The sequence below is a fragment of the Qipengyuania qiaonensis genome, assembly GCF_019711515.1.
Lineage (GTDB): Bacteria > Pseudomonadota > Alphaproteobacteria > Sphingomonadales > Sphingomonadaceae > Qipengyuania > Qipengyuania qiaonensis.
On record NZ_JAIGNO010000003.1, the window covers coordinates 75,494 to 87,785 of the forward strand.

General features: G+C 55.6%; 8 protein-coding genes. 6 read left to right on the plus strand and 2 right to left on the minus strand.

Annotated features, from left to right (window positions below):
* Positions 1-2: 2 nt before the first annotated feature.
* Both K3174_RS06035 and K3174_RS06040 read right to left on the minus strand, forming a co-directional pair.
* The gene (locus tag K3174_RS06035) at positions 3-3,044 is read right to left on the minus strand and encodes a helicase-related protein (protein WP_221556808.1); all 3,042 of its coding nucleotides are present in this window, start codon (positions 3,042-3,044) and stop codon (positions 3-5) included.
* Between the two features lie 135 nt (positions 3,045-3,179).
* Positions 3,180-3,446, minus strand: coding sequence for a DUF4258 domain-containing protein (locus K3174_RS06040; RefSeq protein WP_221556810.1), 267 nt, complete (start codon positions 3,444-3,446; stop codon positions 3,180-3,182).
* 74 nt (positions 3,447-3,520) lie between these two features.
* On the opposite strand from K3174_RS06040, the gene K3174_RS06045 reads away from it, so the two are divergent.
* The 6 genes from K3174_RS06045 to K3174_RS06070 all read left to right on the plus strand — a co-directional run bounded on the left by K3174_RS06045 (position 3,521) and on the right by K3174_RS06070 (position 12,288).
* Positions 3,521-4,513 (plus strand): helix-turn-helix transcriptional regulator, encoded by a 993-nt coding sequence (locus tag K3174_RS06045; RefSeq protein ID WP_247711952.1) that lies wholly within the window; start codon positions 3,521-3,523, stop codon positions 4,511-4,513.
* Between the two features lie 104 nt (positions 4,514-4,617).
* On the plus strand, positions 4,618-4,818 hold the full coding sequence (locus K3174_RS06050; protein ID WP_221556812.1) for a helix-turn-helix domain-containing protein: 201 nt from the start codon (positions 4,618-4,620) through the stop codon (positions 4,816-4,818).
* A gap of 2 nt (positions 4,819-4,820) precedes the next feature.
* Positions 4,821-7,565 carry a DUF499 family protein gene (locus K3174_RS06055; RefSeq protein WP_247711953.1) on the plus strand — a complete coding sequence of 915 codons (2,745 nt, stop codon included), beginning with the start codon at positions 4,821-4,823 and terminating at the stop codon, positions 7,563-7,565.
* The gene (locus tag K3174_RS06060; RefSeq protein WP_221556815.1) at positions 7,565-8,554 is read left to right on the plus strand and encodes a hypothetical protein; all 990 of its coding nucleotides are present in this window, start codon (positions 7,565-7,567) and stop codon (positions 8,552-8,554) included. Before K3174_RS06055 ends, K3174_RS06060 begins: the two co-directional genes overlap by 1 nt.
* 12 nt (positions 8,555-8,566) lie before the next feature.
* Complete coding sequence (locus K3174_RS16810; RefSeq protein WP_247711954.1) at positions 8,567-11,791, plus strand: hypothetical protein; 3,225 nt, start codon at positions 8,567-8,569, stop codon at positions 11,789-11,791.
* On the plus strand, positions 11,788-12,288 hold the full coding sequence (locus K3174_RS06070; RefSeq protein WP_221556817.1) for a hypothetical protein: 501 nt from the start codon (positions 11,788-11,790) through the stop codon (positions 12,286-12,288). Before K3174_RS16810 ends, K3174_RS06070 begins: the two co-directional genes overlap by 4 nt.
* Positions 12,289-12,292 lie beyond the last annotated feature (4 nt).

Genomic DNA, 12,292 nt, shown 5'->3' on the forward strand with positions numbered 1-12,292 from the left:
CTTCAGCTCCCCCCAACGATAATGAGGGCAATTCCTGCCAAAATAGGCTCTTCAAACGTCAATCGCCTCTCCCGCTCGGCGATTTCGTCGAGCTTTACGTCCATGCGGGCGAGGAACTTGTTGAGCTTGCCCTGCTCGAGAAGGGCAATGCGCATGCGCCCATCTCCACCCGTCAGCCGGAGATCCCGGATCCTGCTTTCGGCTTCCCTTCGCCTGCGCTCCTTGTGTTCCACTATGAGCGCACGCTGTGTCTCGACGCGGTCATAATGATCTGCAGCAGTCGCCTGCTGAAAGTCGTCCCACATTGCTTCGAGCGAAGGTAGAAGCTTGTCCGCGATTGCGGCGCTGGCGGAATCGCGCTCGGCCGGATCGAGGCTATGTAGGCGCGGCTCTGTGGCGAGCGCTTCCATGAGCAGCCGCTCAGCATCGTCTTCCGGCATAATGGTACGGGCTGATAGATCCATACCGAGGAAGCTCAATCGATCGATCGGCAGGAGCCCATCGATCGACCAGCGCTGTACAGCTACAGCATACGTGCCCGCCCCGATCATTAAGTCAGCGGGTTTGGGAATACAGAAAGCAGTCGCTGGGCGCGGAGCCATCCCAGCCTGGCGATCATCGAGGATCCTTGCGCAAAACCTTGCCAACGGGTGGGTCATTGGAACAGCTTCGAGCGCCCGGTAACGCAAAGGGTCGGGGTTGCTGCCAAAAATGACTTTCACACCGCTTGCAGCATCACGGGTGAAGCGCGTGGGATAGCGACGAATGTGCTGCGATCGATAGCGCTCGAAATCGGCCTGACCTCTCGGCGATAAGCGAATGTCGTAGGCGTCGATGTCGAGGTTCGCGATCGGCTCAATCCGCGTTCCAGGATAGCTGTGCGACAAAACAGCAGACACGTATTCCCTGAGATCGTCGCCAGTCAGGCGTTTATACGGCGCTTGAGCGTCCTTGATCTTCTGAAGGATGCTGTCGCCATGAGCAACGAGTCCTGGCGCCTCGCGTTCGAGTTCATCGCTCTCTCGCTTGCGCTGTTCGGCTGCTTGGGTGGCCCGATCCAACTCTGCAGCCCGTCGGTCGGGACTGAGTTCCGGATCTGTAAGAACCAGTTCGATATCGCGGATGATGTCGCCAAGGATTGGTTCGAAATCGCCAAGGGCTTCACGAATGATGCCCAATCGTTCGTATAGCCGATTATACACCTGCTCCTCGATTGTGTCGGCGGCGATGAGATTGATGATCTCGATCGATGGCGAACGTTGACCGATACGATCTATACGACCGATGCGCTGTTCGACCTTCATCGGGTTCCAGGGAAGATCCCAGTTGAAGAGTATCCGGCAAAACTGAAGATCGAGGCCTTCACCGCCAACCTCAGATGTCAGCAGGATTGTCCCACCAGCTGAATCTGCGAAGCGCGCAATCGTCGCCTGGCGATCGTCCTTAATTCCTCCGTGCAGTTCCATCACGCTAAAACCAGCGTCCTTCAACCGACGAGCAAGGTAGGATATTGTTCGGCGGAAGCTGGAAAAGACGATGATGCGTTGATCACCGTCTGCCTCACGAACACGGCCGAGCCATTCGACTAATCGCGTGAATTTGGTGTCAGAAGCTTCAAGCCCATTGAGGATCATGGGGTCGTCGCAAATCTCGCCGAGCGCTTGGATCAGCGGGCCGGGAACTTTCGGCGGCGGTCGGTCATCGTCTTCCTCATCAAGTTCAAGTGAACCGCTGCGCTCGCCCCAATGGCGATAGGCTGATGGCAAGCTCGAAGCGAGAAAGCGCTGAGTTTGCGCGAGCAGGAAGCGCTCGTTGATGTCGTGGGTGTAGGCGTATTCCTCGATCCGTTGTGTCGCGGAATCGTAGAAGTCGCGTTCGGTATCGGACATTTCCCAGCGCGGAGCTTGGGGTCGGCGCTCCACACGAAACTCGGCGACATCACGCCGGCGGGTGCGGTTGATCAGCGAGCCCAGCAGAGACATCTCTTCGATGCGGGCTGCCACTGCCACCCGATTGGCCGGCGTATCCTCCATTCCCTGGGCGAGTTCATGGCGCAGGCGTTTGAGGCGCCCGCCGGTCTTGAGCACCTGGCCTTCGGGCAATTCATCGACCAGTTTGGTCAAATCACTCATCGATGTCCGCGGATCACGAGCCGCTTCCCAGGCTGTGATCATTGGTGCGTTTTCCGCTTGTAGGACGTCGAAAAGCCACTCGCGTTCGAATGTCTCCGGATCAATCAGTTTCAGGATTGCACGAAGATCGTTTGCCCGCAGATTGATTGGTGTAGCCGAAAGGAAGGCCGTATAGTCGGACGCTTCGCTGACCATCTGCCCAAGCTTATGGTTGAGCGTTTCTGTGTTACGGAGGTGATGAGCCTCATCGAACACCGCGAGGTCAAACAGCTCCTCCTCAGCATCGGCGATGTATCGTGCGAGCTCGGCACGCGGGCCCTTCGCAGGCTCCTCGGGATTATTCCAGTTTTTCGGCGGTCGAATTGCAGAGATTGAGGCGATCGCAGCAAAACCCTCGCGCCGCACCTGATCGTCCTTAATCCGATCCAAGAGATCTGCGGCATCGCAGATGCGAGCATCGACATTGAATTTCGAACGGAGCTCTTCGCGCCATTTTTCCGTCAATGGCTTCGGGCAAACGATCAGCAACCTGCGGCTATCGAACCGTGCCACCAGTTCAGTCCAGATCAGGCCCGCCTCGATGGTTTTGCCAAGACCCACCTCATCGGCAATCAGCACACCCCTCGACGGCGAGTTGAGAAGCTTGAGAACGGGTTTGAACTGATAGGCATGGAATTCGGTGTTGGTCGCGCCGATGCTGTAAATGATATCAGCCAGTTTGCCCGTCATGCGCATATGCGTCAGCGCCCGTCTCAAATCATCGGGACCTGAGAATTTTCCCGCAGCGAGATCGCTCAGTGCATCGGCAATCTCCGGCACTTCCTCCAACTCGATAAGGGGCACTGTCCGTCGGCCCGCCGGCAATTCAATCTCGATGAAAGTGCGCCCAGCCCTCTCGAGGGGCGGCTTCATAGTGATGACGCCGATAGAGGACGGATCACCTTTCAGCCGAACGCGAGTGCCAGGTTGCAATGTCGTCCCCCCAATCCACAAGACAAACTTTTGGAAGCATACCCTGCCAGTCAATCTTAGCCAGCAAGAAAAGCTTCAAAATTTAAGGCGATGGTAGCGGTGCCCCGCAGTAATGATCGCACCTTCGCCACTAACCACGACATACGTGTCGAGCGCTTTTTCGAGCTTCATGAAGGCCGGCTTTCCCATATCCTTCAGCATACGAGATCGGCTTTGCTTGGTAAGGTAACAGACCTCAGCGCCGCGGTGCCGGCGGTATTCGCCATAAGCCATCAAGGCATCGACCGCTTGGTGAGAAATCCCGCGCTGCTGCATGCGGGCTTCGGCGTGGTGCGTAAACATTGGATCTTCCTTTCCCTCGTTGATGATTTCTGTCTAAACCACGGGGGCGACAGAAACTGTCACGGGGGACCTCTATGTCGTTTGCCAAAGCGGTGGATCTCTTGCGTCTCGCAATGATGGCCACGTCAAGACAGGGGGTTTGTCTCAGCGATGTTGAATCGGAATTCGGCGGTGTCCGACGAACGGCACAGCGCATGATCGCGGCTCTGGAGGATGCGTTCCCTGCCACTGAGCACTATGTGGGTGACGACGGCCGTCACTATTGGCGCTTGCCCTCTCGGGCGGTTGCGCCACTCCTGACCCCTTCGGCGGAAGAGCTTGTCAGCCTCAAGTCGGCGATTACCGAACTTGAGCGGGTCGATATGAATGGTGAGGCCATTCAGCTGCGGAGGCTTGAGCGTAAGGTCCGCGCACTCATTCCCAGTGACCGAACACTTCGTCTGACGACGGATGAGGAAGCCCTGCTCGAAGCCATGGGCTTTGCCGCGAGACCTGGTCCGCGACCTTCGATGAACGAAGCAGTGGATCTCGCCATTTCGGAGGCACTGAAGGGGCCGTTCGAACTGAGAATTTGCTATCAAGGCAGAGGGGATGCGAAGCCGAGTTGGCGAACAATCGAGCCGCTTGGGCTACTTCTGGGTTCACGCCGCTATCTCGTTGGTATCGATACGGCCAAGCGGGATGGGCGCTACCGACACTACCGCGTCGAAGACATCATGGAAGCCCGAGTCCAGACCAGGATCTTCACCTATCCAGTCGAATTCGATCTTGGCGAATATGCGAAGCGTGCTTTCGGATCATATCACCACGAGGCTGAATACGGGGAGGTGGTATGGAAATTTGCGCCTGAAGCGGCTGAGCGGGCCGCAAGGTTTCAGTTCCATCCGAACCAAGAGGCCGAGCGCATGGATGACGGATCTTTGCTGGTGCGCTTCGACGCATCTGGGCATCTCGAGATGTGTTGGCATCTTTATGCGTGGGGCGAAAGCGTGGAGGTCATCACCCCGCCAAGACTGGCTGAACTGGTGCACCCATATCGGAGGTCTGATTTTGCAGCATTACCCTGACCAGCAATACGCTTGGCATTCGTTGTCCTGCCGGCGCGAAAAGGACTGGCAAGATGGAAAAATCTTGAATATTTTCCGTAAGGTGAACGTACGGGGTTCAATAGATGCCCGAAGAAATCCTTACAGTTCGAGACGTTGCCGAGTTCCTCAAGGTTACTGAACGGACAATTTATCGCTTGGCGACAGAAGGGAAGATACCATCGTTCAAAGTCGGTGGATCATGGCGTTTCCAACGTTCTGACCTCATTCGTTGGATGAATGAGCAGGCAGAACGAAGAGACCAGCCCGAAAAGAAGAAAGACTGATCATGTTGGGTTTAACTCTCAGAGAAGAATTCCGGAGCAAGCGACTCAAAGGTACGGCAATCGAGCTTTCGAACGATTCCCATACCGGTGCAACGCAGATAGCTGCGCAGGAATTTCTCAACATCACTTATCCCACGCATGATTTGCTCAAAGGGATTGAGGCTGTTGGCCCGGGCCAGGGGCGCCCGGTAGTCGTTATCGGTGAGCGCGGGCTTGGTAAGTCTCACTTGATGGCCGCACTTTTTCACGCCGTGAATGATGCCGCGTCGACTGGCGCCTGGCTAAACTCTTGGGCAACCACGCTAGGCGACCCAAAGATTGCCAATATCGCGCTGCGCGACGGGATGCAGGTAATTGGCGAAAGCCTTCACCGCCAGCGATACAAGTTTTTGTGGGACCTGCTGTTTGATCGTCATCCTCACGGGACCTATATAAAGGGCAGGTGGGAAGGCATGGGTGCGGCGCAGACCGACATCCCTTCTGACAAGCTGATCTTGGAGATGCTCGAAGCTGCGCCGACAATGCTGCTTCTAGACGAATTTCAGACTTGGTACGACGGCCTCACTAATACCAAGCAATACCCATGGAAGAATTGGGCATTCAATTTTATTCAGATTCTGTCTGAGATTGCCAAGGATCGGCCTGACCTCCTGGTTCTCGTGATCTCCGTCCGCAACGGCGGTAGCGATGCATACCAGCAGGTGCATCGCGTCAACCCGGTGGCAATTGACTTTAAGGCCGGCGGTAATGCCGAGCGGATCCAGCAAGACCGCCGCCGAATGCTGCTGCATCGCCTTTTCGACAACCGTTTGCAGATTGCAAATGGGACGATTGGAGCACTGGTCGCGCAGCATGTAGCAGAGTATTTTCGGCTGCTGAACATTCCGCCGTCGGAACAAGACCGCAAGCGCACCGAATTCACCGAGTCATGGCCCTATGCACCGCACCTCCTGCGACTGCTTGAAGAGCAAGTTCTGATTGCTACCGACGCGCAGGAAACGCGCGACATGATCCGCATTCTGGCGAATTTGTATAAGAGCCGCGGAGAAGCCTCGCCAGTTCTCACGGCCGCGGATTTTCGCCTCGACGACGATGCTTCAGGCATCGGCGCTCTGTTGGATTCGGTATCCAATGAGCATCACCGCACGCTACGGGCAAAGGCCCAGCAGAACATCATTTCAGTAACTGAAGCGGTGTCGAACCACGCCACTCTCGCTCCGCATCTTCAAGAGATTGTGGGCGCTTTGTGGCTCCGATCCATCGCGGTCGGCAATTTGGCCGGCGCGGAGCCTGCAACACTGCAGGTCGATATCACGCGCGACAATGCCGTCGATGACAATGCGTTTCAGGTGGAGCTATCTACGATCGTCGAGAACAGCTTTAACATCCACCAAGATGGGCCTCGGCTTGTTTTTCGCGAGGAAGAAAACCCTCGTGCAAAATTGATGGCCTGCGCTCGGAATGACAAACTGTTCACCGACGCGTCCGATCAAGCCCAGCTATCCAAACAAGTGCGCTATGTGATCGGCGGCACCGATGAGGTTGCAAAGCTTTTCCGCGTTATCGCGTTGCCGAAATCTTGGCACACTGATCCATGGTCCGCTCTCGATGAATCAGAACAACCGGATCGCTGGGATGACCGCCTGCCGATACTGGTGCTTCCCGAAGAACCAGAGAATATCGCTCCCGCCCTTGGCCGTTGGCTCAAGGATCATTTGCAGAAGCGACGAAACACGATTCGCTTTCTACTTCCACGTTCTGGTTCACTGAATGCTTACCAGGATCGGGACCTCTTGATCCTGGCACGCGCCGAAATGAAGGCGCAGGAATGGAGCGGTCAGAGCCCGGAATATAAAAAGCTCCATACCGAATACCAAAGCGCGCTTCGGGACATGCTCAAGAAGCGCTTTGATCGCTTCGCTGTTTTGTATCGTTGGAATTTTGCGGACCCGAGCCAATGCGAGTTCAGCGTTGAGAGTTTGAAGAAGCAAGGAGCCCAGATTCCCGAAGGCATTGAAGAAGCCTTAGTCAATGATCTATTCGTGCCCGAAGATTTCGAAGATTTGGTCCTGGAGGCCGCAGCGGATAATTCGGCCGTTGGCAAACTGCTTCGTGAATTGCAGGAACCCCGTCCTGCGGGTCAGGATTGCATACCTTGGCTCGGTGAGACGGCCATGAAGGAGCGCATCCTTCGTCTGTGCGCAAAGGGTAAGATCGCCATCAATCTGCGCGGCATGGAATATTTGCAGACACAGCCGGGCGAGGATGAGGACACAGCGTGGAAGCGCCTTCGTCCCAAGCTTTCGTACACTGGTCGGCAGCTCGATGAGGTGTTCCTCATGGCGCCATCGGCAGTGCCAACAACGGGTGGCAGTACGCCCATAACACCGCCCCCAGCAGGTGGCGGTGATGCTGGCGGTCTGTTCGATGGGGCCACGACACCGCAGCCCAATCCATTCGGTGGCAGCACCGGTGCCGGCGGCGAGGCACAGCCAACTCCTGGAGGTATCTTCGGCGGCACCCCGGTAGCCCCCGGGGGTAAACCTCGAATTCCTCTCAACAACCCCGCCACCTCACCACTCAATCTGATCGGCAAGCTTGAAGGCTGGGGTATCGGCCCGGCCACAAAGGTTGCCGAAGTCGCGATAAAAGTGTCGGCGGCCAACGGCGCCCAGCTCAAGGAGCTTCTGAAGAAGCTGCCGGATGGAATGACTTTTGAGATCAGCCTCGAGAAGGAGGACGATTGATGGCGCTAGATGCAGCGGTTCTCGAGAGCTTGGCCAAAGGCTCCGAAAAAGATGCGTGGCGTGTCATCATCGATAGGACTGTCGAGATCGCCTCAAAGCCATTGGCGGCTGGCAACGCACCAAGTGAGGTGATCAAGCGCGACCGGGAGATCGGGGTGCTCGATCACTTCCTGTCATCCAGCGCTTGGGATCTCTGGCAAAGCTTCAGCTCCACCGTTGAACGCAATTCGGATCGTCTCGCCCGCTGGTGGCTGGAGCCGTACAGCGCCAAAGCTGTGCTCATCTTGGACGGCCTTTCGCTGCGTGAGTTGCCCTGGTTGCTACAAGGCGCCAAGGAGCGAGGTTTCACGCTGCACGAGGTTTCCGCAAATGCCTCCGAGCTGCCCGGCGAAACCAATGAATTCGCGAAGGCCCTTGGCTTCGGCAGCCGGAGCCAGCTGCAAAACAACGGTGGTGGCATGGCGCATAAGCTGCAACCGGCCGTCACCGAGTGCGTTGATATGCCCTGGAAAGACTGTGAAGGCCTGATCAACGGTTCGAAGAACTGGGTTTTCTGGCACCATTGGCCCGACAGTAAGGTCCACGATGGTGCTGTCGCCGGCCAGGGGCTTGATACCTTGATCCGTGACGCCACTGATCAACTCAACAGCGACGATTTCTGGGCATTCGTTGAACGTCTGGCCACAGGTCGTCGGTTGGTCATAACGTCTGACCATGGTTATGCGGCGACCGGCTACTTCCCGGATGCGGACGGCGAAGTCGGTCAATTTTTGAAGTCGACGTTTGCCAGCAGGCGGAGTTCAAAAGGAAGCGGCGAAACGGGACCATTTGTCCCGCCAGTCGCTCTCCAGATCAACAGTCCACACGGCGAACATCGCCTGGCAGTGGGCCGCTGGAAGTGGAAGAGCCAGGGCGGCTACCCGACTCTGACGCATGGCGGCCTCTCGCTGCTTGAGGTGCTTTCTCCCTTCGTCGAGATTACAAAGTAAGGATTGCGCCCCATGACATCGAAAAAAGAATTGTTGGCGCAGGAAGTCGCGAAGGCAGTGGGGGCGGGCAGGGCTGTCGCGCTTGAAACCGTAGATTTCAATGATCCCAATCGCCCTAAAACGTGCTTGGAGATCGATTTTCCTCTCGTACCGGTCAACGAAATTGCAAGCTTAGAAGCAGCTTCCGGCGCGTCCAAGAAGCCTATCTATCAGATGTCGAAGTGGTGGGCGCGACGTCAGTCAAGCGTTTTCCGTTCAATGTTGCTTGCTGCTGCAACGCGAGCGCCCGAAGATGGTGCGCATGCTTCAAGGGCTGTATGGGACAGTTATTATGCAAACCACCAAAAACGTGGTTCATTCAATAACTTAAAAGTGGCCGATATCTTCATGGGAGGCGGAACAACGGTTGTTGAGGCAGCTAGGCTCGGGATGCAGGTGACAGGCACGGACCTCAATCCGGTCGCTTGGTTTGTCGTTAAGCAAGAACTATCTAATGCTGACCTCTCCAAAGTTGAGTCCCTTATTTCCGACATAGACGCTTATGTCAGGCCCCAAATAAACCCTTATTTTTATTGTGATGGCCCGGGTGGTGAGAAAGGTGTTTGGACTTTCCTTCCCGAACAACGCGTCATGCCGGACAGTTTCGACCCGCTGAGCATCCCGCACGAGCTACGGCACCAATTCCGCTACGAAGGGCCTGAAAGCGTATTCACATTTTGGGCAAAACACGGGCCCTGTCAGGTAACTGGCTGCGGTCACCGCACACCGATTATGAGCAGCCCAGTAATCGCCGCTAAAACACTATCGACTAAATACTGGGACCATACCTGCAATAAATGCGGTGATGATTTCCAAATTGAGGAAGACAATCCAAGGCTTGCACCGGACGCTCCCCTTTACCGCTCTCCATCGGAGTTTCCTTCGACCACACTTGATCGCAAACGCGGCGCAATTTGTCCGCATTGTGGACACGTCGAGCTTTTGAAGCTTCCAAAAAGCAAGAAAAAGAAGGTTGAGCTCACTATTCTTGTTCATCCGAGCTGGTTGAATGGCAGTCCGCGTCAAGACGGTAATGGGCATCTTTTAGGTGGCTCAGCTCAAGACAGCTGCGAAGCAACAATTCGATGGAATATGGAGCGCGCTTCCCGAATTCGGCTTTTGGAAGTCAGGGGGAAATTGCCTCTTGAAGTCACTTGCCCCGAGACCGGTCTCACGTATCGGACGGACGCCGGTACCGTTCCCAAAAGGTCCAACTATGCATGCGGATCCTGCGGTACTGTTCAGGATGTACTCGCGACTGTGAAAGCAAGCGGAAAGTCTGGTCCGGTAGCAGCCTACGCGTTCCAAGGATATTCTCCTGAAGGAGATAAGCTTGGTGCAGCAAACGGCGGCCGGTTTTTTGCTCCTTTTGCTAGTCTACAAGCAAAGCAATTCAACGCTGCGTTGCAGGAGTGGGAAAAACGCAAAGCCACGGATTTGGCTGATTACTGGCCACGGTCTGCCATCCCTTATGGTTTCATGACAGGGGTTGCTAATGGCGACATTCGAGAGGGCCACGGGCTGACCCACTGGTGGACCTTGTTCAATCCCAGGCAATTACTGGTAAATTCCTTATTCTTGAAGGCCATTTGCGAGGTTGGGGGCGAGAAACATGACCGTGGCACTCGGGAATTTGTTCTAGGTGCATTTCAGCAGTTTGTTCGCTGCAATACCAATCTTAGTATCTGGCATTTACGTAACAACCAAATTTCAGCCGCACTCAGCAATTCCAATTTCCACCCTAAATCTACAAGCTTGGAGCCAAGCCCTCTAAGCTCTGTTGGCGACGGGAATTGGAAGTCAGCTATCCGTGGCTTACCCGATGCGATGCGATGGTCACGCGAGCCTTGGGAGTTAGTAAGCAACGGTAATATTGAACGGCTGCGTCCAGACCTTAAGGATTCTCTCTCAGGAAAGAGTGAGAAGATAAAAATAGGCGACGCCCTGCCGAACAACATCTCGGTATCCTGTGGATCGTCGACTGATTTATCTGATATCGCGTCCTCGTCCTATGACCTAGTCATCACGGATCCCCCGTTTGGCGGACTTTTGCATTATTCTGAGTTATCGGATTTTTTCTATGTTTGGCTTCGACTAGCTCTCAAAGGCCAATATCCTGATTATTTCACATCGGAATACACTCCCAAGTCTCTTGAGGCGGTGGCAAATCGCGCGCGTGAGCCTGAGGATCCTGATGGTTTCTACAAGCGGCTGCTTACCCAATGTTGGCGCGAAGCACATCGCATCCTAAAGCCTGGGGGCATTCTCGCTTTCACTTTCCATCACAGCGAAGACGAGCCCTGGGTGGCCGTGCTCGAATCTCTGTTTGATGCCGGCTATTATCTAGAGGCGACCTATCCGATCCGCTCGGACGAGACCAAGGGTGATGGAGAGTTCGGCTCGAAGACTATTGAGTACGACATCATTCACGTCTGCCGCAAACGCACCGAGGAACCGACCCCTGTGAGCTGGGGCCGCATGCGGCGTGAAGTGATGGCCGACGTGCGCCAACTGCAGGCAATGCTGGAAAATCATGCCAAGGAGGGACTGCCAGCCGCCGACATCCAAGTGATCCGACGCGGAAAAGCGCTCGAGTATTTCTCCCGTCACTATGGCAAGGTCTATGTCGATGAAGGGAGGCCGATCTCCGTCAAGGATGCGCTGGTCGGGATCAACCAGCTCATTGATGAGGATGCCGACAAGGGCAAAGAGCCGCCCCCGGTCAACGCGGAGCCGATCACGCGCCAGTTCCTACGCACGTTCGGCACCGCTACCGAGATGAAACGAGATCAGCTCCAGAAGTTCCTCAAGGGCTCAATCACGACCCCTGACGAATTCGAACAGCGTGGTTGGTGCTCGGAAAAGAGCAAGGTTTTCACACGCGTCAACCCAATCGACTTTGCCCGTGACTGGTCTGGTAAACACAAGCGTCGCCTAACATCTGACTTGGATCAAGCCCTGGTACTGATCGGTTCCTGCTTCGATGGCAGCGGCATCAACGCGTCTGACACATTGAAAAACGAAAACTTCAAACCCCACGTGGCGCTGAAACCTCTGTTGGAATGGCTGCAACGGAACGGTCCGGACCAAGCCAACCGTAATGCGGCATCACGAGCGTTGACGATCTATAATTCCTGGGCCGCGTCCCAGGCGACCAAGCCCCAGCAGGGCTCTTTGTTCGAGGAGTATGATCTATGAAGCGTACACTCGACACCGTCTGGCAGCGGCGCGGCACCAGCTGGATCTGGGATGAAGAAGCCCGCAATCAGGTCTGTATGGCCAACGAGGTCTGGAGCCTGCGGCAGTTCCTACAGTCGGCAAGGATCTGGCCGGAAGACCTGCCAAGCAACCAGAACAACACCCTAGTCGTAGCAGGTTTGGAAGGTAGCCTTGATTTGCTGGCCCCTGGCGATGCCGAGGCGTGGTTGGGCGAAACAGTCAAAGACGCGATTCTCTCTTTCCAAGCACATTATGAAAGTGAGGCCGCGCTGATCTTTTGGCTGCCTTCGGGCCATGGGCGCATCAAATTTCACCCTGCTACAGACTCCGTCGAATGGCGCTGCGCTGCACCCCATACCGATAGTCTATTGGCCTTCGGTCGTATTCTGTGGGGCGAGGCCAACGAGTACCCGCAAGAAATCTTGCTGCGTGAAGGCGCCAAGGCCGCAGGCCTTTTCCATCTACGAATTACCTGAGGCT